The sequence below is a fragment of the Acinetobacter sp. ABJ_C1_1 genome, assembly GCF_044684115.1.
Lineage (GTDB): Bacteria > Pseudomonadota > Gammaproteobacteria > Pseudomonadales > Moraxellaceae > Acinetobacter > Acinetobacter nosocomialis_A.
This window is the reverse complement of sequence record NZ_JBITPU010000004.1, coordinates 63,766-85,103: the sequence shown is the minus strand read 5'-3', so window position 1 is coordinate 85,103 and position 21,338 is coordinate 63,766. Positions and strand designations below refer to the sequence as shown.

At 39.0% G+C, this 21,338-nt stretch carries 20 protein-coding genes and 2 tRNA genes; 9 read left to right on the top strand and 13 right to left on the bottom strand.

Annotation, left to right across the window (positions count from 1 at the left end):
• Positions 1–3: 3 nt before the first annotated feature.
• Both ACG59Z_RS07535 and ACG59Z_RS07530 read left to right on the top strand, forming a co-directional pair.
• Complete coding sequence (locus tag ACG59Z_RS07535) at positions 4–396, top strand: membrane protein (RefSeq protein ID WP_019458458.1); 393 nt, start codon at positions 4–6, stop codon at positions 394–396.
• Positions 397–399: 3 nt separating this feature from the next.
• Complete coding sequence (locus tag ACG59Z_RS07530) at positions 400–705, top strand: antibiotic biosynthesis monooxygenase family protein (RefSeq protein WP_400198705.1); 306 nt, start codon at positions 400–402, stop codon at positions 703–705.
• A 34-nt stretch (positions 706–739) separates the two neighbouring features.
• Here ACG59Z_RS07530 and ACG59Z_RS07525 read toward each other — a convergent pair whose 3' ends face one another.
• Complete coding sequence (locus tag ACG59Z_RS07525) at positions 740–1,642, bottom strand: DMT family transporter (protein WP_400198805.1); 903 nt, start codon at positions 1,640–1,642, stop codon at positions 740–742.
• 98 nt (positions 1,643–1,740) lie between these two features.
• Here ACG59Z_RS07525 and ACG59Z_RS07520 point away from each other — a divergent pair, with 98 nt between their 5' ends.
• Together ACG59Z_RS07520 and ACG59Z_RS07515 are read left to right on the top strand one after the other, a co-directional pair.
• Positions 1,741–2,292 (top strand): XRE family transcriptional regulator, encoded by a 552-nt coding sequence (locus ACG59Z_RS07520; protein WP_311069899.1) that lies wholly within the window; start codon positions 1,741–1,743, stop codon positions 2,290–2,292.
• A gap of 183 nt (positions 2,293–2,475) precedes the next feature.
• Complete coding sequence (locus ACG59Z_RS07515) at positions 2,476–4,167, top strand: ATP-binding cassette domain-containing protein (RefSeq protein ID WP_400198704.1); 1,692 nt, start codon at positions 2,476–2,478, stop codon at positions 4,165–4,167.
• A 54-nt stretch (positions 4,168–4,221) separates the two neighbouring features.
• On the opposite strand, the gene hisA is transcribed toward ACG59Z_RS07515, so the two are convergent.
• The 5 genes from hisA to hisB form a co-directional block, all read right to left on the bottom strand.
• Entirely contained in the window at positions 4,222–4,953 is a 732-nt protein-coding gene (gene hisA, locus ACG59Z_RS07510; protein WP_032049901.1) for a 1-(5-phosphoribosyl)-5-[(5-phosphoribosylamino)methylideneamino]imidazole-4-carboxamide isomerase, read from the bottom strand.
• A 94-nt stretch (positions 4,954–5,047) separates the two neighbouring features.
• Entirely contained in the window at positions 5,048–5,689 is a 642-nt protein-coding gene (locus tag ACG59Z_RS07505) for a 3'-5' exonuclease (RefSeq protein WP_400198701.1), read from the bottom strand.
• 86 nt (positions 5,690–5,775) lie between these two features.
• A complete protein-coding gene (locus ACG59Z_RS07500; RefSeq protein ID WP_400198699.1) occupies positions 5,776–6,324 on the bottom strand; it encodes a DUF805 domain-containing protein in 549 nt (182 codons plus the stop codon).
• Between the two features lie 152 nt (positions 6,325–6,476).
• The gene (gene hisH, locus ACG59Z_RS07495; protein ID WP_006581041.1) at positions 6,477–7,094 is read right to left on the bottom strand and encodes an imidazole glycerol phosphate synthase subunit HisH; all 618 of its coding nucleotides are present in this window, start codon (positions 7,092–7,094) and stop codon (positions 6,477–6,479) included.
• Positions 7,094–7,687 carry an imidazoleglycerol-phosphate dehydratase HisB gene (hisB, locus tag ACG59Z_RS07490; RefSeq protein WP_000194096.1) on the bottom strand — a complete coding sequence of 198 codons (594 nt, stop codon included), beginning with the start codon at positions 7,685–7,687 and terminating at the stop codon, positions 7,094–7,096. The genes hisH and hisB overlap by 1 nt, the downstream gene beginning before the upstream one ends.
• Positions 7,688–7,789: 102 nt before the next feature.
• Here hisB and ACG59Z_RS07485 point away from each other — a divergent pair, with 102 nt between their 5' ends.
• The 3 genes from ACG59Z_RS07485 to ACG59Z_RS07475 all read left to right on the top strand — a co-directional run bounded on the left by ACG59Z_RS07485 (position 7,790) and on the right by ACG59Z_RS07475 (position 8,556).
• Positions 7,790–8,173: a GNAT family N-acetyltransferase gene (locus tag ACG59Z_RS07485; RefSeq protein ID WP_002052206.1), complete on the top strand. Its 384-nt coding sequence runs from the start codon at positions 7,790–7,792 to the stop codon at positions 8,171–8,173.
• A 105-nt stretch (positions 8,174–8,278) separates the two neighbouring features.
• A tRNA-Phe gene (locus tag ACG59Z_RS07480) sits at positions 8,279–8,354 on the top strand.
• Positions 8,355–8,480: 126 nt separating this feature from the next.
• Positions 8,481–8,556 (top strand) — tRNA-Phe (locus ACG59Z_RS07475).
• A gap of 171 nt (positions 8,557–8,727) precedes the next feature.
• On the opposite strand, the gene ACG59Z_RS07470 is transcribed toward ACG59Z_RS07475, so the two are convergent.
• From ACG59Z_RS07470 to ompR, 5 genes are all read right to left on the bottom strand, one after another.
• The gene (locus ACG59Z_RS07470; protein WP_108679750.1) at positions 8,728–9,159 is read right to left on the bottom strand and encodes a GNAT family acetyltransferase; all 432 of its coding nucleotides are present in this window, start codon (positions 9,157–9,159) and stop codon (positions 8,728–8,730) included.
• 129 nt (positions 9,160–9,288) lie between these two features.
• The gene (locus ACG59Z_RS07465) at positions 9,289–10,803 is read right to left on the bottom strand and encodes an acetyl-CoA hydrolase/transferase family protein (protein WP_400198695.1); all 1,515 of its coding nucleotides are present in this window, start codon (positions 10,801–10,803) and stop codon (positions 9,289–9,291) included.
• Between the two features lie 35 nt (positions 10,804–10,838).
• Positions 10,839–10,955, bottom strand: coding sequence for a hypothetical protein (locus tag ACG59Z_RS07460; RefSeq protein WP_263614930.1), 117 nt, complete (start codon positions 10,953–10,955; stop codon positions 10,839–10,841).
• Between the two features lie 39 nt (positions 10,956–10,994).
• Complete coding sequence (locus ACG59Z_RS07455; RefSeq protein WP_263614755.1) at positions 10,995–12,452, bottom strand: ATP-binding protein; 1,458 nt, start codon at positions 12,450–12,452, stop codon at positions 10,995–10,997.
• A 17-nt stretch (positions 12,453–12,469) separates the two neighbouring features.
• On the bottom strand, positions 12,470–13,234 hold the full coding sequence (gene ompR / locus ACG59Z_RS07450) for a two-component system response regulator OmpR (protein ID WP_000060753.1): 765 nt from the start codon (positions 13,232–13,234) through the stop codon (positions 12,470–12,472).
• Between the two features lie 656 nt (positions 13,235–13,890).
• Between ompR and ACG59Z_RS07445 the strand changes: the two genes are divergently transcribed.
• Positions 13,891–16,242 carry a Tex family protein gene (locus tag ACG59Z_RS07445; protein ID WP_400198691.1) on the top strand — a complete coding sequence of 784 codons (2,352 nt, stop codon included), beginning with the start codon at positions 13,891–13,893 and terminating at the stop codon, positions 16,240–16,242.
• 300 nt (positions 16,243–16,542) lie between these two features.
• Positions 16,543–18,732, top strand: coding sequence for a bifunctional SulP family inorganic anion transporter/carbonic anhydrase (locus ACG59Z_RS07440; RefSeq protein WP_400198689.1), 2,190 nt, complete (start codon positions 16,543–16,545; stop codon positions 18,730–18,732).
• 69 nt (positions 18,733–18,801) lie between these two features.
• On the opposite strand, the gene ACG59Z_RS07435 is transcribed toward ACG59Z_RS07440, so the two are convergent.
• Positions 18,802–19,692, bottom strand: a complete 891-nt coding sequence (locus ACG59Z_RS07435; RefSeq protein WP_262094070.1) for an SDR family NAD(P)-dependent oxidoreductase — start codon at positions 19,690–19,692, stop codon at positions 18,802–18,804.
• Positions 19,693–19,964: 272 nt separating this feature from the next.
• Complete coding sequence (locus tag ACG59Z_RS07430) at positions 19,965–21,242, bottom strand: O-acetylhomoserine aminocarboxypropyltransferase/cysteine synthase family protein (protein ID WP_400198687.1); 1,278 nt, start codon at positions 21,240–21,242, stop codon at positions 19,965–19,967.
• Positions 21,243–21,338 lie beyond the last annotated feature (96 nt).

Here is a 21,338-nt window from a genome sequence, read left to right as displayed (position 1 = left end):
AAAATGAATAGTTCTATCGACCAAGATCCAAATCGTACTTTAACACTTATTTTATATGTACTTTATATTGTTGCCATTTTTACAGGCGGCTTACTTGCGATTATTGCTCTAATTATTAACTACGTAAAACGTTCCGATGTACAAGGTTCAATTTTTGCGAGCCACTTTACATGGCAAATCAGAACATTCTGGTGGTATCTCGCTTGGAATATTATTGCCTTTTTACCGTTTATTTTCTTATTCTTTACGGGTGAAAATACCGATTTATTTGCAGGCGTTGCGATCTCTTCGACTGTATTCTGTGTAGGCGTGATTACAGCAGCATGGATCTGGATCGTATATCGTGCAATTCGCGGTTTGATTGCATTAAACGACAATCGTCCGATGTATCAATAAATCATGATTATTGAACATGTGCATTTGAGTATAAAGCCTGAGCAAAGTGAAGCATTTCTTAAAGCATTCGAGCAGGCAAAACATATTGTTTATCCAATGGAAGGCTTTAATGCTGTCCAACTGATTAAGCATGCAACTGACCCACATCATTATATTCTAATGATCTCTTGGGATGAGATGGAGCATCATACCGAAGGGTTTAGAAAGTCTGAGGCTTATCAGGAATGGAAGAAATTGCTTCATCCATTCTATGATCCAATGCCGGTAGTTGAGTACTACGAGCCCTGCATTTTATTAAAGAAAAAATAATAGATATAAAAAAGAGAGCGTTAAGCTCTCTTTTTTATTCTCGAATTCTTTTAGTTTTTTTAATGGGTAACTTAAGTTTTAACTCACTGACTAAAACACCTAACACCACTAAAGCACCGCCAAAAAGAGCAATAACTGGTAAACGCTCACCTGCGATTCGGCCAATAACTCCTGCCCAAACAGGCTCTCCTGCATAAATAATCGCAGCACGTGAAGGATCAACCATACGCTGAGCCCAGTTCATCACAAATTGAATCAGCGCACTTGCTAAACCTAATGTAACAGCAAGGAGTACAAGCGGCCATGAAAATGCTGGAATCGTATGCTCACCCACCACAGGCATAACGGCAAACGAAAGTAGAGACGCGACAGCAAGTTGAATAATGGTCACACGGCGCAAATTTACCTTTCCAGCAAAGTAACTAATAAAAATAATTTCTAAAGCAATCGCAACTGAGCCAAGTACTGTTAAAAGCTGGCCAAAACTTAATGAAATTTGCTCAAAACCATTACCTGTTAATAAAACAAGACCAGCAAAGGCCAAAGCTGCTCCTATCCAAGTCATGACATGTGGTGTCTTTCTAAAGATGAGCCACATTAGAATAGGAACAAGTGGAACATAAAGCGCCGTTAAAAAAGCCGACTCACTACTCGGAATGGTTTGCAGGCCAATCGTTTGAGTTCCATAACCGCCTACAATCACTACACCAATTGCAGTACCAGCACCTAAGTCTTTTAACGTAACGCCTTTCATGCTCTTGAATGAAATAAGCAATAACGTTAGCGCTGCTACAGCAAAGCGGCAGCCTACGAAAAACATAGGCGATGTAAAATTCAGTGCATATTGCACTGTAAGAAATGTTCCGCCCCAAACCATAGTAATCAAAACGAGTGCTAACTGAGGGGCTTTGCTTGAACTCAAAGAAATTGGTGGCATACTCAAAATTAAAATAAATTGTGCAATATACTGCACATATTGCGCTATTCTTCAGTTTTGTGCAATATATTGCTCAAATTTTCTTTACTACCTATTCTATGAGCCAGTCGAGTACCGTTTTACAGCATGTAGGCACAAATATCCGTTCACTAAGAGATGAGCGTGGTTTAAGCCAACAGGACTTGGCAGATCAGGCAGGTGTAAGTAGACGAACGATTGCTGCTTTAGAAACAGGACAAGTCAATATCAGCCTAGCTAAACTCGACGCGATTGCGATAGTGTTGGGGGTAGACTTTAGAACGATTGTGAGCGCACCCGAGCATAAAGAACAAGCCTTGGTTAATGTACTTGCTTGGCAGGGTGAAAAAGAGGAAAGCAAAGCAACCTTACTGGCTTCAGTTCCATCCCATAGCCAAGTTGAGCTTTGGACATGGTCACTGGCAGTAGGGGAATCTTATATTGCTGAAGCAGACCCAGAAGGGTGGCAAGAACTTATTTATGTATTAGAAGGTGAGCTAACCATACAATTTGCAGATAGCTCAAAAACTATAGCTGCTGGCTCTTCAATTATATATGCCAGTTCAGTGACTTATACGTATGTGAATAGCGGTAATCAAATACTTAAATTCATTCGTAATGTGGTGTATTAACTTTAAAATCTTTTTTAAAACTATATGAAGTATTCGGTTTTATATCTTGCATTTATCTTATTTAAAAAATTGTAAGTTTAGTTTTAAACAAAAAACATGAAGAACAATAAATAAGACAAGTTATGATATTTCTTGTGTAATGAAATTATTTTTAAATCGTTTTAACAGAAAAAAGATAGAGAAATGAAGTTTTTATTAAGTTCGCAAGATATTCAGAACTATAAATTTATCTGGAATATTTCTAAAGAAAACTATAAGAAACAAAGAAGTAGTATGTTTCTTATGTTTTTATTAGTGGTATTTGCAGCATTTTTTACGACTTTATTACCATACTTGCTAAAAATTATTATCGATTATTCTGCACACGAATATAACTTTTTACTCAATATTCAGCTCCCATTTAATTTTTTATATCTACTTGTACTTGCCTACGCGACCGCATGGTTAGTCAATGAGTTATGCCATTGGACGCAAAATATTTTTGGGGCTTATTTGATGGTCGATTTCAAAGGATCATTAATTTCTGCAGGCTTAAAAAATTATTTAAATCTAAAAAAAGATGCACAAGATCAAATCGAGGCTGGAACAGTAATGAGTGATCTTGAAAGAGGAAGTACTGCTTTTGGTGAGATTAATTTAACGTTAACTTTTTATTTAGGACCAATTATTTTCCAATTGGTAATGATTTTTGCGGTTTTGTTTATGACCATTAGTTTACTTTTCAGTTTTAGCTTTTTATTGGTCGCTATTATTATTTTTATCGTTTCCTTTTATATAAATAAAAGAAGTAGTTCACTATTCGATGCTATGTATGAAAAAGACAATTTAGTGAATAGTCATTTAATACATCAAATATCTAACTCCTATGAAATTAAAGTAAAAAATGCAGTGCCGTTTCAGTTATCAAAATTTAATGACACTCTAAATTTATATATCACAACGGCAAAAGATAGGAATAAGAAAATAGGATTATTGATGATTTCTCAGTTGTTTATGATCTTTTTATTCTTACTTATTTTTATGTTATTTACTGTATTTCTTTCAACTGACAAGCAATTGACAGCTGGGGCTTTCGTATTGATAAGCACTTATATTATTCAACTCACCAATCCATTTTTGGCTGTTTCCCAAAGTTTGATGCGGTTAAATGGCAACTTTGTGGCTTTAGCAAAATACCGACAGTATTTTAATCTCAAGAAAGAGCAATATACGTCGTCTACCATTCAACATTCCGAAGTCATATTTCAATTTATAAATGCCAAATTTTCGTTAGGAAAAAGAGCAGTAGACCATTTTAATTTAACAATTTTGGCTAATAAAACGTATGTCGTGATTGGGCAAACAGGGCTAGGTAAAACTTCTCTGATGAATTATTTAATGGGGGTATATCAGATTCAATCTGGACAGCTTTTGTATAAAAATATCGATATTAGTCATAACTTTTCTAAGCATATTTTTGATGAAGTGGTCTATGTTGCCCAGCAACCTGTGATTTTTCCTTATTCTTTAAGAGAGAATCTAGTCTATAACTCTCAACATATATACGAAGATTCTTACTTACTTCAGATGCTTGAGCAGTTTAACTTATCGCATATTTTGAAAAAGCATCAGTTAACGCTCGATGATGATCTAACTGAAATTTATAAGAATTTTTCAGGAGGAGAAAAACAAAGAATTTGTATTCTTCGAGGTCTTTTGGCTCGTCCACAACTCATCATATTAGATGAGCCGACCGCAGCTTTAGATGTAGATACTGCAAAAAATATACTTGAGTATATTCAGCAAGTTGTTCCGTCTGTGATTATGATTACGCATTCACCTTATGCAATGGGGCTTGCAGATGAGGTGATCGATTTAGAAAAACTATTAGATTAGAAATGATTAAAATAAAAAAAGAGCCTAAAGTGGCTCTTTTTTACATCTTAGAAATTAAAGACGATTTTCATCTAACAGAAGCTGAGCTTCACGAAGGTTTAAAGTACCTTCATAAATTGCACGGCCTGTGATCGCACCTAAAATGCCTGGTTTGCCTTTTAAGTTACGAACGTCATCAAGGTTAGTTACACCACCTGAAGCAATCACTGGTAAGCCTGAGTATTCAGCCAAGTTGACAGTTTGCTCAACGTTTACACCTTGCATCATGCCGTCACGTGCAATATCTGTATAAACAATACTAGACACACCAGCATCTGCAAAACGTTTCGCTAAGTCGGTTGCTTTAACGTCAGTAACGTTTGCCCAGCCGTCAGTTGCAACCATACCATTCATGGCATCAATACCAACAATGATGTGACCTGCAAAACGTTTACACGCTTCTTCTACAAATTCTGGCTCTTGAACTGCTTTAGTCCCAATGATGACAAAAGTCACGCCAGCTTCTAAGTAGTGTTCAATTGTTTCTAATGAGCGAATACCACCACCAATTTGAATTGGTAATTCTGGCTGAGCTTTAGCAATCGCTTCAACAACAGGTTTATGAATTGGGGTACCTGCGAAAGCGCCATTCAAATCAACCAAATGTAAACGACGTGCGCCTTCATTTACCCAATGCTGGGCAGTTGCAACTGGATCGTCAGAGAAAACGGTATCGTCTTCCATACGCCCTTGTTTTAAACGCACACATTTACCATCTTTCAGGTCAATTGCTGGAATGATTAGCATGCTTTCGCTCCTTGCTTCATCATGTTTATGAAATTGTGCACATCTTAGCAAAGTATTGATCAATCGCTAAGCCTTAGAAAAGACTTTTATAACTTTACGCGTGAAGTGCGGTTTGAATCGTTTGTGAAATGTGAGTCGGTAATAGGTTTTGTTTACGAAGCTCTAAAAATACCAGTAGAGCTGCATACGCATCGGCGGCAGCGTAGCTTATTTGTTGTGATGTAAGTGGCTTCTGTGCCCAATTTGATGTTCCGATTTTCTTTGACTTCGAAAGATACTGTCCAAACAACAGTGCTACAGCTTTTTGTACACCCATTTGCTGGGTAAAACCAAAGTGACTAAAACCTTTAGCAAGGTCAATGCAGCTTTCAAGCTCTATGCCTTTTTTGTGAAAAATATGCTTATCATTTTTAAGGCCAAAACCGACTTTAAGTTGTTTTGGATTGGACAAAATAGGCTGCAAAAATTTTAAAGTCGATGAATTGACATGAAATAAATAGACTTTATGTTCAGCGGCAAGCTGAATCAGATGTGGACCTGTCGAAACTTCACCCACCCGGAAAGTCGGTTTAGACTCTGAATCAAAACCTAAAAAGGTTGCTGCTTTTAATTCTTCTTCAATAGTTTTGCATTGCTCAGTATTTTCAATCACCACAATATTTTGGTGGTTAAGATTTTTAAAAGGTGGAAGCTGCTGAATAGAGGCTTTATCAAGGAGGGAAGGGACTTCGGACATATTTAACAGCGTACAAATAAATTGAGCTATTAGCTTTATATATGAATAAAGCCTAGAGAACTAGGCTTTATACGCGACTTTAAAAATTATTGAGACTGAGATGGCGACCCAATGATAACGCTTTCGCTTTTTTCAACATAGCCTTCATAGGTAGGAGCCATGATTGTGGCAACAATAGCAAAAATTACTGCAAGTGGAATAAGTGCAATATAAATCCAGCCTAAAACACGTTCCCAGCTTGGCGTTGGACGCTTCGGTCCATAATCATTAGGACCTTCAGTTCCTTTTGCACAGAATAAATAAATGGCAAGGCCAATATTCACGATTGGTACGAGCATGAGTAAAGATAGCCACCCTGTATTATTGCGATCATGCAAACGGCGGATGGTAAATACGAAGCTAATATAAATACCGATGATATAGAGAATGGCAATCGAGACTAAGCCCGGCGCAGTAAAGCCTGGAGCGCCCTCATTTTGTGTAAGTCCGAAAGTAAAAATAATAAGTAGAACAACAGCAGCGAGGGTTAAGGTAAATAGAAAGGTCCAAGCAGCATATGAGAGTCGTCCAAAACGACCATTCGCCTTAAAGGGTGAATCCTGCTGAAGTGGTTGATTTTCAAAAGGTGAATTCATTGTGTTTATCCTGATCATTTGGTTTTATTTAAAAGTATGAATATTCAATATTTTGTTGAATAAAATATCATTCTATAAATGATTGGTAGTTATTATAAATAAAAAAAAAGATCAGGCCATCTAGACCTGATCTGTTTAAAGCTTTCGTGAAATTAAATATTCCATTCCACAAAGTTTTTCAGTAACTGTAAACCTGCAGTGTGACTTTTCTCTGGGTGGAATTGAGTCGCAAATAAATTATCTTTGTGAATTGCCGTACAGAAGTTCACGCCATATTCGCATGTTGCAGCCACAAGGTTTTCATCTTTAGGTTCAACATAGTAGCTGTGTACAAAGTAGAAGCGAGCATCTTGTTCAATGTTGTTCCACATTGGATGGCTTGGGTCCATTTGGTGAACTTGGTTCCAGCCCATATGTGGGACTTTTAAACCTTCCATTTGAGGGAAGTGTTTGACCACCCCTTCAAAAATGCCTAGTGCGTCTACACCGCCATTTTCTTCAGAGCTTTGTAGAAGCGCTTGCATGCCTACACAAATTGCAAGAACAGGTTTATTAAAAGCAGCGTTGCGTACGACTTCATCAATACCTGCTTCACGCATGCCTTGCATACAGTCACGCATTGCCCCAACACCCGGGAAAACAATTTTATCGGCTTGTGCAATTAATTTTGGGTCGTTAGTTACATCGACTGTAGCGCCTACATGCTCAAGTGCTTTAGCAGCTGAGTGTAGATTGCCCATGCCATAATCAAGTAACGCGATACGTGTCATTAGAGGCTACCTTTTGTCGATGCAATCGTGTTTTCAGCACGTGGATCAATTTCACATGCCATACGTAAAGCACGCGCTAGTGCTTTAAATACACTCTCGATTTGATGATGGCTGTTTTTACCTTTCAAGTTATCGATGTGTAAGGTCATAAGCGCATGGTTTACGAAACCTTGGAAAAACTCGGAAAATAAATCCACATCAAATGTGCCGATACGTGCGCGAGTAAATGGAATATCCATAAATAAACCCGGACGACCAGATAAATCTACCACTACGCGAGATAGAGCTTCGTCTAATGGCGCATAAAAATGACCATAACGGCGTAAACCTTTTTTATCGCCTAAAGCTTGTGCAAAAGCCTGTCCAAGCGTGATACCGCAGTCTTCTACGGTATGATGATCGTCAATCTCGAGGTCTCCATCACAATGAATATCGATATCAAATAAGCCATGTCGCTTGATTTGATCAATCATATGGTCTAAAAATGGAACTCCGGTGTTTAGTGTGCCTTGACCAGTACCATCGAGATTTAAACGAACTCGAATTTTGGTTTCATTGGTATTTCTAACCACTTCACTGATACGTTGCGTCATGGACACGTTCCTCAAAAAACGTCAAAAATGATTGGATGTTAACGACAATTTCGCTGTGACGAATTCGTGACAGCATCATAGTTTGCTCAGGAGGGTTAATCAATGCCTATTACCGTACATGCTTATAGTTCTCTAGATAATTCAGAGATCCGCGATCAGCTTGAGCGACTGTATGATACAAGTCCGGAGTTTGGTGACGGGCACGATGCGATTGAACAACTTGAACAAGATTTACAGCAGTATACCACGCTATACACTGCCGAATTTAACACCAAAATTATAGGTGCAATCTGGTGTTCAGGACAAGGTGAAAGCAAGGTACTTGAATATATTGTGGTGCACCCTGCGAACCGTGGTCGTGGGGTAGCTGAGCGCTTGGTAGAAGAAGCTTGTCGTATAGAAGAATCAAAAGGCGTTAAAATTTTTGAGCCAGGCTGTGGTGCCATTCATCGCTGCTTAGCGCATATTGGTAAATTGCATAGCTAAAATCTTATTTTTACTGTACTTGTGATTTAAAATTAAACACTTGTTACAAAAAATACGGAAGTTGCTTGACGTCTTCTTATAAACATTGTTTAATACGCCCACTTCGGCGTGATAGCTCAGTAGGTAGAGCAACGGATTGAAAATCCGTGTGTCCCCAGTTCGATCCTGGGTCTCGCCACCATTATTTGTGTTTTCAATCCCTGATCCCATCAGGGATTTTTTTTAAGTATAAAAAATACCCATTTAAATCAGAAACTCAGGATAATTGTTGACTATTGTTCTGAGATACGGCTTAATACAGGCCATCGGCGTGATAGCTCAGTAGGTAGAGCAACGGATTGAAAATCCGTGTGTCCCCAGTTCGATCCTGGGTCTCGCCACCATATTCGAAAAAGCCCCATACTTTAAAGTATGGGGCTTTTTTCATGTCTGCTGATTTAATAAAAAATATGAAGATCGTGCCTGTGTATAAATCTCATCTTATCCACAACTAAACAGAGTTATCCCCAATATTACCTTCACTTTCTAAAAATGGCTCAACTGAAAACTTGTCTCTACTCGTGAGGACTATCATTAATCAGTCGTTTGCCTAAGCACACGGCTTCTACTTCGTCGTAACCGAGCTGTTCGTAAAAGTTCAAAACATTCAAATTATCTTTACGCACCAATAATTGAAGTTTTGGGCAGCCGCGAGCGATAAGGCGCTTTTCAAGCTGCTGAACAAGCGCTGTAGCGATTCCTAAGCGTTGTTGATGGGGATGAACAGCCAAATAGTTAATCCAGCCTCTATGGCCGTCGTAGCCGCCCATGAGCGTGCCAATCAGTTGCTCATCTTTAATAGCAACCAGAAATAAATCATCCTGTTGTGAAACTTTTCTAAAAATATCCGTTTCAGGGTTATTCCAAGGGCGGGTTAGGTCACAGCTTTCCCATAAATTGACCACATCATCCAGATCTGCATTTGTAAATTGGCGAATAATGAACATATGGATTTCTACTTTTTGTTTTGATGTATTGAAAAGATAAAATAAAAATACGCAATTGAGCAGTAGTTTTGAATAATTTAAACAAATAAAAAAGCACCCCCGAAGGAGTGCTTGAATAAAACCGGTGATTTAAGCTGATTTTGCAACAGGTGCTGCTTGGAGCATTTGACCTGTTTCTTCGAAGTTTGCATGCCAAGACAATGCTTCACGAAGTAAATGAGGGGTATGACCACCTTTAGTACATGCACGATCAAAGTAGTCGTTCAATGCATCACGGTAAAGCGGGTGTACACAGTTATCAATAATAGCGCGAGCACGTTCACGAGGTGCTAAACCACGTAAGTCAGCTAAACCTTGCTCTGTTACTAAAATATCAACGTCATGTTCGCTGTGGTCAACGTGGCTCACCATTGGCACGATAGAAGAAATATCACCACCTTTAGCAATTGATTTGGTTACGAAAATAGCCAAATGAGCGTTACGAGCGAAGTCACCTGAACCACCAATACCGTTCATCATTTTCGTACCACATACGTGAGTTGAGTTCACGTTACCGTAAATATCAAACTCAAGCGCAGTATTAATACCGATAATACCTAAACGACGTACAAGCTCAGGATGGTTAGAAATTTCTTGCGGACGAAGCACTAATTTGTCTTTGTAAGCTTCGATATTGCCAAAAACTTTTTCGCCACATTTAGCTGAAAGCGTAATTGAGCTACCAGAAGCAAACTTCATTTTGCCTGCATCAATGAGTTCAAAAGTACAGTCTTGTAGAACTTCTGAATACATGATGAGGTCTTCAAAATCAGAATCTTTTAAACCTGTTAATACAGCATTCGCAATAGAACCAATTCCTGCTTGTAATGGACCAAGGTTCTTTGGTAAACGGCCTTCAGCAACTTCTTTATTAAAGAAAGCAATGAGGTGGTTTGCAATGCCTTGAGTCTCATCATCTGGAGGAGTGACTGTTGATGGTGAGTCATGTGTGTCGTTAAAGACAATACCAACAATTTTTGCAGGATCAATTTGAATTGCAGTTGTACCAATGCGCTCATCCACTTTTGTTAATGGAATTGGCGTACGAGTTGGACGGTAAGTCGGAATATAGATGTCGTGCAAACCTTCAAAGCTTTCGCTTAAAGATGTGTTGATTTCAACAATAACTTTTTCGGCAAAAATAGCAAAGCTTGCAGAGTTACCCACAGAAGTTGTTGGAATAATGCCGCCATCTTCAGTAATCGCAATTGCTTCAATCACCGCAACGTCTGGACGTTTAAGTTGCTGGTTACGCATTTGCTCAACAGTTTCTGACAAGTGTTGGTCAATAAACATAACTTCGCCGTTGTTAATTGCGCGGCGTAAAGTGTTATCGACTTGGAATGGCATGCGACGAGATAAAACACCTGCTTCCGTGAGTTGTTTGTCTAAGTCATTACCTAAGCTAGCACCCGTAATTAACGTGATTTTTAACGGATTTTTCTTTGCGTGCTCTACAAGTGCTTGTGGAACAGCTTTAGCTTCACCAGCACGAGTAAAACCACTCATACCAACGGTCATTCCATTTTTGATGAATTGCGCAGCTTGTTCAGCACTGATGACCTTGTCATGAAGAGAAGCTAGGCGAATACGACTTAAAGACATTGGACATCCTCAATATTGTCAAAACATACGGGATTTTAGCTATGAAAAAATGAAAAGTGCATAGGTGTTAGGCTAAGGTCTAATTTTTTAAATAAATGTGGGTATAAATTTATTTTATGATTTTTAATATGTTGATTTATTTGGTATTTAATAAATTTTAAAACAGCGCTTTAAATGATCGGTTGATCAAATTAGAAGCGCTCACTTAAAGTTTGTTTAATTTTTTCCAAAGGATTTGGTGTTGTATTTTCTTCAGCCGCTGGTTTTGGAATAGGTAGTGAAATAACAACCTCTAAACCACCTTGTTCACGGTTATGAATTTGGATTTCGCCTTGGTGAATGTCGACAATACGCTTAACAATGGCAAGACCTAAACCACTTCCTTGGATGGTTCTAGCAGAGTCGCCTCTCACGAATGGTTGCATTAATTCTTCAATTTGATCTTCTGGAATACCTTCCCCATGGTCGGCAACGGTAATCAAAATATGTTCATTTTCAACTTTTGCACTGAGTTCGATTGGCTCTGCACCATAACGTTTTGCGTTATTAATAAGGTTGGCAATCAGTCGTTTTAAAGAGAGACTACGCGCAGGAATAATCGGAACATCTTGCACCTCAAAACGAATATCGAGCGGTTTAAACTGAATAATTAATTCTTGCAGTAATATATTGATATTGGTGTCTTTTAATTCTTCATCAGAACCATCACGCATATATGAGATGAATTGATTCAAAATTGCATCCATATCGTCTACATCATAGACCAACCCTTCACGCAGAAATTCATCAGGTAGCATTTCTGCAGTTAAACGAATACGTGTAAGGGGAGTTCTTAGATCATGTGAAATACCCGCTAACATGATTCGTCTTTCACGCTCGGCTTGTTCAAGCGTATACACCATGCGGTTAAAGGCTTGGTTAACTTGGCGAATTTCTAGAGGTCCATGGTTGGTATCTAAATAAGGTGCAGTTCCAGACTTACTATATTCATTGGCAGCATTTTGCAAACGACGCAAGGGGCGGTTCATTTGTCTAACTAAAATTAAAATAATGATGGCTGACACTAAAGGAACACCCACAACCCAACCAATTAATAGCTCAGGGCTATAGTTTGCATAGGTTTTTAAAGGCTCACGGACCCAGTTGCCATGCATTTCAGGAGTCTGAATCCATATACGTGGGCTAGGTTTAAACTGGAAGTAAACGGTAACGTCTTTTGCACCAATTTCATTGGCTAGTTTTTGCTCAACTTGGTTGGTAAAAATCTCGGCAATTACTTTATCGCGAACGCTTGGATACTCTTTAGGATCGGTTATGTATTCAATACCAACCCGATTACGTAACCAAGTATCGACATCAACTTCGCTATCACGATGAAAAATACGAATATTAGGGTTATTGACCAGTTCTAATTCAACTGCCAGATAACGGGCATGTTGTTGAATTTCAGGTAAATAGAGAGTTCGCCAAAAAAACCACAAAGACATAAAGAGGCTAAAGAACACCACCAGCAGTACCAAAATTGTGGTACGCATGGCAGCAGAACGTGGCTTAATTTTGTCGAGAAAACGTTCCCATCTCGTCCGTTTACGCTCTGAATACGCAACGTAGTCGGTAAAACTTTGCGGTGATATTGGCTCTAAACTCACTCTATTTTATCTCAAGCTTATTCAGCACCATCTGGAACAAATACATAACCTACGCCCCACACAGTTTGAATATAGCGTGCGCGCGCTGGGTTATCTTCAATTAAACGACGTAGACGAGACACTTGAACGTCAATTGAGCGCTCCATTGCACCCCATTCACGACCACGAGCCAAGTTCATAAGTTTATCGCGTGTTAACGGTTCACGTGGATGCTGTACCAATGCTTTTAATACGGCAAATTCACCCGTCGTTAAGGTAACAATCTGACCTTCACGAGTTAATGTACGTGTAGATAAGTCTAAAGACCATGGGCCGAAGCTAACCACTTCAACTTGTTGGCTTGGAGCGCCCGGAACTTCACGAACCTGACGACGTAATACTGCACGAATACGTGCTAAAAGCTCATTTGGGTTGAATGGTTTTGGTAGATAGTCATCTGCACCAGCTTCAAGACCAGCAATACGGTCTGAGTCACTACCACGTGCAGTTAGCATAATAATTGGTGTATCAATATTTGATTGACGTAAACGACGACAAATACTTAAACCATCTTCAACGGGCAACATAAAGTCGAGCACGATAAGTGAAAATAACTCACGTTGTAATAAACGATCCATTTGTGAGGCATCATGGGCAGTTTTTACAACAAAGCCTTTATCTTCCAAAAAACGTTGCAAGAGGGTACGTAAACGCACATCGTCATCGACCACTAAAATGCGCTCGACACGATCCGTTTCGTTATGTACGGTTTCAGGATGTTCAGCAGGTACAACTAAACTCATGATGTACTCCCTTTTAAAGTCATAATTTATATATTATTGGATCGGTTAGGCTTATTGCCAACAAGCCCTCAGTATAATGCCGATGTTCTTGTTAAGACTATGTATCAATTTGCTCAAAATTACAATTTTCGTAGGGGCTTGAAACCAAAAAACAACATCTTATGCCCATAATTTAGCAAAGCCTTAAAGAAAAAACCAAGCATTCGCTCATTTGTTAAATTCTATTCGATTAAATTTTAATAAATAATTGTTTCAAATAAATTATTTTAAAAATTAGCGCTACTTTTCAAAGCTTATTTTCTAAAAGGTCGATAAGCCATTTAGATATTAAAGCTTAATAATTTATTTAGACAGATAAGAAAAACTATATTTTTGCTCATTTTAGTACTGTATCAATATGTTCATTTTCTCGTAATTTATATTAAAAATTTCATTTTGCTTAAGGGTTGTCCTATAAATTTCAGATTTTTTAAACAGTAAAATATGAGTTTAAAGGCCAAAATACGTAGCACAGAGCACTTTTTATGAAGTGAAGAATGTGAAAAATTCACAGTCAATACAAAAAAACGTTTTGAATACGCAAACAAGTGTGGATTTTATAGTCTTGGTCTTTATAATCAGTGCTTTTAAACTTTATCCTTGTGGGATCAAACACGATGACTGACTTAGTTCAGCAGTTGGCAAGTGAGCTTGCCGTACGTCCAAACCAAGTAGAAGCTGCCATCCGCTTAATTGACGAAGGTGCCAGTGTTCCATTCATTGCCCGTTACCGTAAAGAAGTAACACAAGGTTTAGATGATACGCAGTTACGCCAATTAGATACTCGTTTAGCGTATTTACGTGATTTATATGAGCGCCGTGAAAAGGTCATTCAGTCATTGCAAGAACAGAATAAATTGAATGATGACTTGTTGGCGCGGGTGAATGCAGCCGAAACAAAAAATGCTTTAGAAGAAATTTATGCGCCGTACCGTCCTAAACGTACGAGCAAGTCTTTCAAGGCGAAAGAAGCGGGTCTGGGGCCAATTGCCGAAAAAATTATTGCAGAACAAATTGATCCGACAGAAGCATTAGCTGGTTTTAGCCATGAAGACTATCCAGATGTTGAAAGTCAGTTAGATGCGATCCAGCATATTTTAATTGATGACTGGGCACAAAATATTGCGCTGACTACAGAATTAAAAGCGACTTTTGCAAAAACAGCAGTGTTAAAAAGTACTGTTGCTTCTGAAGAAAAGAAAGAAGTGGGCAAAAAGTTCCGTGATTACTTTGAATTCTCTGAAGGCTTAAATAAATTACCTTCTCATCGTTTATTGGCAATGTTACGTGGTCGTCAAGAAAACGTACTTGGTTTAAAAGTAGATGGCGAAGATGATGCACCATTGGCTCGTATTGAAACTGAATACAACCTAGATCAAGTTCAACCACAAGCTCGCCAAGACTTCTTGAAGCAAACTGCAAAATTATTCTGGTTAGGTAAGGTTCGTCCTCAAATCGAGCATTCATTACTAACAGAAAAACGACTTGCTGCCGAAGCAGAAGCAATGCAGGTATTTGCTGAAAACCTTCGTCATTTATTGTTATCTGCACCAGCGGGTAGCCGTACAACTTTGGGTGTTGACCCTGGTATTCGTACTGGTGTGAAACTGGCTGTAGTAAGCGATGCTGGTGATGTACTTGCTCACAGCACGATTTACCCATTTGCGCCTAAAGAAGACAAAGAAGGCTCTATTGCTGAGCTTGCACGTTTATGCCGTGAATATAACGTAGAGCTTATTGCGATTGGTAACGGTACTGCGAGCCGTGAAACAGAAGCTGTAGTTGCAGAAATGATGGCTGCAAATACAGATCTTAAATTAACGCGTGTGACTGTAAGCGAAGCAGGTGCATCTGTTTACTCTGCAAGTGAACTTGCTGCAGCAGAACTTCCAGAGCTTGATGTTTCAATTCGTGGCGCAGTATCTATTGCGCGCCGTTTACAAGACCCACTTGCTGAACTTGTGAAGATTGACCCGAAATCGATTGGTGTAGGTCAATATCAACACGACGTAAACCAAACTGGTTTGGCAAAAACGCTTGATGCAGTGGTAGAAGACTGTGTGAATGCTGTCGGTGTTGATGTAAATACTGCTTCACCAGCAATCTTGGCTTACATTGCGGGTTTAAACAAAGCGATTGCTCAGCAAATCGTTGAATACCGTAAAGAGCATGGCCGTTTTGATAACCGTCAAGCGTTGAAAAGCGTACCACGTTTAGGCGAGCGTACTTTTGAACAAGCAGCTGGTTTCTTACGTATCCAAAATGGTTCTGAACCTTTAGATGCTTCTGCTGTTCACCCTGAAAGTTATGGTCTTGTCGAGAAAATTGTTGCAGCAAAAGCGACAACTGTTAAAGACATTATTGGTAATACTGAAATTATTCGTCAGGTAAAAGCTGAAGAGTTTGTTGATGAAAAATTCGGTTTGCCGACTATTCAGGATGTTTTATCAGAATTGGAAAAACCGGGTCGTGACCCACGTCCAGAATTCCGTACTGCTAAATTCCGTGAAGACATTACCGAAGTTGCTCAGTTGACTGAAGGCATGCAACTTGAAGGTGTTGTAACGAACGTGACGAATTTTGGTGCCTTTGTTGATATTGGCGTACACCAAGACGGTTTAGTTCATATTTCTGAATTAGCAAATGAATTCGTTTCTGACCCACATAAAGTGGTAAAACCAGGTCAAATCGTACAAGTGCGTGTGATGCAAGTTGATGCTGAGCGTAATCGTGTGAACTTGAGTATGCGTGCAGAAGGTGCAGCTCCTGTTAAGGCACAGCGTCCACCGCGTCGTGAGCAAAATAACGAACAGCGTTCTGAGCGTAAGCCGCAAGGTAAGCGTCCTCAACAACCACGTAAAGATCAGGTTGAACGTCCACAACGTAGCAAACAAGAAAAACCACAAGAGCAAAAAATTGGTGGTTTTGGTGCATTGTTACTACAAGCAGGAATTAAAGGTTCTAAATAAGAGCCTTTAGAAGACCTAAAGAAACCTCCCAAACGGGAGGTTTTTTATTGTTTTCGGAGTGTGTTCCAGTGAGTGTGAAACTCGGTTTTTCAGAAATCGCAGTGGTAAAGATGAGGTGAATCTTAAGATCAACAAAAACGGTGTGAAATCTACAATCAACTATACAACGTTATAGCATAACTCAACTTTAACCCTTTCCTGATGTCAGACAATATCGATAAAGCCTTGAAGTAAGTTCCTCACTTTCAGGCAGTTACATTAAAAATTGATTGTTTTTTTATATTATAAATGGTTGTTTTTATGCCGGCTTTAGAACTGAAAAATAGATTTCATTTAAACGATCTCCTTTCGGGAGTGGTCGTATTTCTCGTGGCCTTACCCTTATGTTTGGGTATCGCCTTAGCCTCAGGCGCTCCAATCATTTCTGGCATTATTGCCGGAATTGTTGGTGGAATTATTGTTGGCCTACTGAGTGGTTCTCACATCAGTGTCTCTGGTCCAGCAGCAGGATTGACTGCGGTCATCCTTGTACAGTTAGATCAATTAGGCGGCAATTATGCCGCCTTTTTATTGTGTATTGTATTTGCAGGAATTTTACAAATTTTATTTGGAATATTTAAGTTGGGTTTCTTTGCCAACTTCATTCCAAACAACGTCATTTTAGGATTATTGGCTGCTATTGGGGCTATTCTTATTGTGACGCAGCTGCCATATTTATTTGGGTTGACTGACTTTTCATGGGGAAAAATTTGGACTGCCACACCCGATACTTTTCTTCAGCATTTCGATGCGGGTGCGGCGTTTATTGGGCTACTGAGTTTATTTCTAATTTTAGCTTGGGATAGCAGCCCACTTAAAAAGTTAGCCATACCTTCGGCTTTAATTGCTGTGGTCATTGCAGCAGTTTTAAATTTTGTTTTGATGAATATTGGCTCGCCTTGGGCTGTGCAAAGCAATAATTTGATTCAACTACCAAACATATTACAAGCGCCGCAAGAGGTATTAGTTTTTCCAGACTTTAGCTATCTGGCTGAACCATTAATTTATACCGGAGCAATTACACTCGCGATTGTGGCATCTTTAGAGACATTACTAAACTTAGAAGCAGCGGATAAACTTGACCCTCAAAAGCGTTCATCTCCACCTAATCGTGAACTGTGGGCACAAGGTGCGGGCAATATTGTTTCAGGCTTAATTGGCGGAATGCCAGTGACTTCGGTCATTGTCCGTAGTTCTGTAAATGCAAATACAGGCGCACGTAGTAAATATTCAACGATCATTCACGGCATATTATTGCTGCTAGCAGTTTTATTCTTTGTTCAACTCATGAACATGATTCCATTGTCTGCGCTCGCAGCGATTTTAATTGTGACTGGTTTTAAACTGACTCATCCAAAGTTATTTAAACAGCTGTATCAAAAAGGCTGGAAACAGTTTTTACCTTTCATTATCACCCTTGTTGCAATCTTACTGACAGACTTATTAACCGGAATTTTGGTGGGTCTATTTACCAGTAGCGCGTTTATTTTATATGGCAACTTCAATAAAGGTGTTCGCGTATATAAAGAAAAGCATTTACATGGAATTGTGACTCGTATTGAGCTTCCATCACAGGTAACTTTTCTTAATCGTTCAGCGCTCATTTCTGCATTAGAGCATGTTCATAAAGATCAGCAGTTGATTATTGATGCCACTCAATGTGACTCAATTGATCCCGATATTTATCAGGTCATTCAAGATTATCAGAATGAAACTGCAGTTAAGCGTCAGGTCGATCTGAAGCTCATTGGGTTTAAACAGCACTATGAAGAAGTAGATGATGCAGTTCTTGATATCTACATTAGTACCAGAGATTTACAGCGTAAGTTAAGTCCGCAGCAGGTGGTTACCCTACTTAAGGAAGGTAATGAACGTTTTGTAAAAAATGAACGTTTACAACGCGATATTTACCGTCAAATTCGTGTCACGGCAGATGAAGGCCAACATCCGATTGCGGCTGTTTTAGGATGTATGGACTCTCGTGCACCCACTGAAATGATTTTTGATGTAGGGATTGGTGATCTATTTAGTTTAAGAATTGCAGGTAATATTGCAGGTCAAAAAGTACTAGGTTCGCTTGAGTTTGCCTGTCAGGCCAAAGGTTCTAAAGTCATTTTAGTTTTAGGTCATACCGACTGTGGTGCAGTGACCAGTGCATGTCAGCTACGACTACAGCAAAAACAAGTTTCTGATGTCAAAGAAATGCCGCATATTCAATATGTACTTGGCCCACTCATGCGTTCGGTAGAAAGTGTATATGACATTATGCAACCGCGTGAGTTAAACAAAGCTTTTATTAATCAGGTGACAGCGATGAATGTTCACTACAACATCCAATATATTATTAATAACAGTACAGTACTTAAAGACCTGCTAGACCGTGGTGAGATTGCAATTATTGGTGCGATTTACGATGTAAAAACAGGACATGTTGAATTTCTAGATACTTAAATAGCATGAAATAAAAAAGCGCTTCGTCAGAAGCGCTTTTTTCTTGTTAACTCAACTTAATATGTCAAATTACCAGTGTTCACCTGGGAAAATGCGTGCATAAGCTTTTTGTGCCCAGTTCAATTTCTCAGCTTTTTGGCCTTTTGCTGCATCAGAACTTGGGAACAGACGGAAACCAATCGACATAAACATGTTGTTGATGCCTGGCGCGACTGAATAGGTCATAGATGCCAAACGGCCTAAGTTAGTTGCAATACGTTTCGGACGCTTCACAATTGCATAAGCAATTAAGTCAGCTGCTTGTTCAGGTGAAAGAGTTGGTACATATTTATAAATCTTGGTTGGCGCAATCATTGGTGTACGCACTAAAGGCATATAAATTGATGTAATCGCAATTTTATGTGCATGAACTTCGGCAGAAAGACAACGGCTAAATGCATCAAGCGCAGCTTTAGAGGCAACATAAGCCGAGAAGCGTGTTGCATTTGCTAATACACCAATCGAACTAATATTAATAATTTGCCCATCTTTACGCTGGATCATATGTGGCAAAATATTAAGAACCAAACGTACAGCGCCAAAGTAGTTCAATTGCATGGTACGTTCAAAATCGTGGAAACGGTCATAAGACTCATGAACAGCACGACGAATAGAGCGGCCAGCGTTATTAATTAAAATATCAATATGATCAACAGAAGCTAAAATCTCTTTAGAAACCTGATCAATCATTTCCATGTCGTTAAGATCACATGGAAAAATTGATGCCTGACCGCCACGGCTTTCAATATCTGCTTTAACTTCTTCTAATGTTTCTTGAGTACGGGCAACCAGTAAAACATGCGCACCAGCGTCAGCAAGTTTGTTCGAAATCGTTAAACCGATTCCACTTGAGGCGCCTGTCACTAAAATGACTTTACCTTGTACCTTTTCCTGGAACAGAGCTTCTAATTTTTTATTCACAGCATTTTACCTAAGTAGGGGCAGGGGCTATTTATTCCGGTATGTAATTTTTATTTTTACAACCGTTGGTTCATCCTGATGAACTCCTAAATATTGCCCTATCTTAATAGATGTTTAAAAATTGTCTAGTGTGTAAATATATGAAATTTAACAATTTATTTAGAGTAAAAACTCTAAATTATTACCCTAATCCATTAATTATTATTGAGGGTTAAATCACTTGAAAATAAAAAAGCCTCTATATTCCAGAGGCTTGTTGAATGGTTTAAAATTTATACAGCTGAAAGTGCTTGGTCTAAATCGGCAATTAAGTCATCAACATGCTCAATTCCAATAGAAAGACGAACCATATCTTCACTTACACCAGCAGCTTTAAGTTCTTGTTCATTGAGCTGGCGGTGAGTTGTGGTTGCAGGGTGGCAAGCCAAACTTTTCGCATCACCGATGTTCACAAGTCGGGTAAATAACTGTAGCGCGTCAATGAAGCGGGTACCGCCTTCACGACCATCTTGAACCCCAAAAGATAAAATTGCAGAAGGTTTACCTTTTACATATTTTTGTGCAAGTTGATGCTGTGGGTGATCTTTTAAGCCTGCGTAATTGACCCATTTTACTTTCGGATGATTTTGCAAATATTCCGCGACTTTCTGAGCATTTTCAGTATGACGTTCGATACGTAAATTAAGCGTTTCTAGACCCTGTAAAATTAAGAAAACACTGAGCGGGCTAATCGCAGCCCCTGTATTACGTAATGGCACTACACGTGCTCGCGCAATATAAGCTGCCTCACCTAATGCTTCGACATAATTCACTCCATGATAGCTTGGGTCTGGTGTGTTCAAAACTTTAAAACGCTCTGGATATTTACCCCAAGGAAATTTACCGCTATCGACAATCGCGCCACCAATGCTATTACCGTGTCCACCAATATATTTGGTAAGAGAATGAATAACGATATCGGCGCCATATTGAAATGGTTTTAATAAAGCAGGAGTGGCAACCGTGTTATCGACAACGACAGGCACTCCATATTCGTGAGCGATTTTTGCAATTGCTTCTAAATCGATGATATTGCCGAGCGGGTTACCAATTGACTCAACAAAAACAAGTTTAGTTTTATCATCAATTAAATTACGCAAGCTTTCAGGCTTTTGATAATCAAAAAAGCGGACTTCAATCCCTTGTTTTGGCAACGTATGGGCAAATAAGTTATATGTACCACCATATAAAGTTGAGACAGAAGCAATATTGTCTCCAGCTTCGGTAATGGTCTGAATGGCATAAGTAATGGCTGCCATTCCTGATGCCAAAGCTAATGCACCAATACCACCTTCAAGTGCAGCAAGGCGTTGCTCAAGCACAGCAGTGGTAGGGTTCATAATACGGGTATAAATATTGCCCTGAACCTTTAAATCGAAAAGGTCGGCACCGTGTTGTGTATTATCAAATGCATAAGAAGTTGTTTGATAAATAGGAACAGCTACTGCTTTTGTTGTTGCTTCAGGACTGTAGCCTGCGTGAATGGCTAGGGTTTCATCTTTATAAGTCATGATTACTTCATCTTCGTGAGTTAAATATTGAGCGAGTCTAGCCTAAAATTTATATAGAAAATTGCAGAAATTCTGGTTTGTTTTCCAATTTTAGGA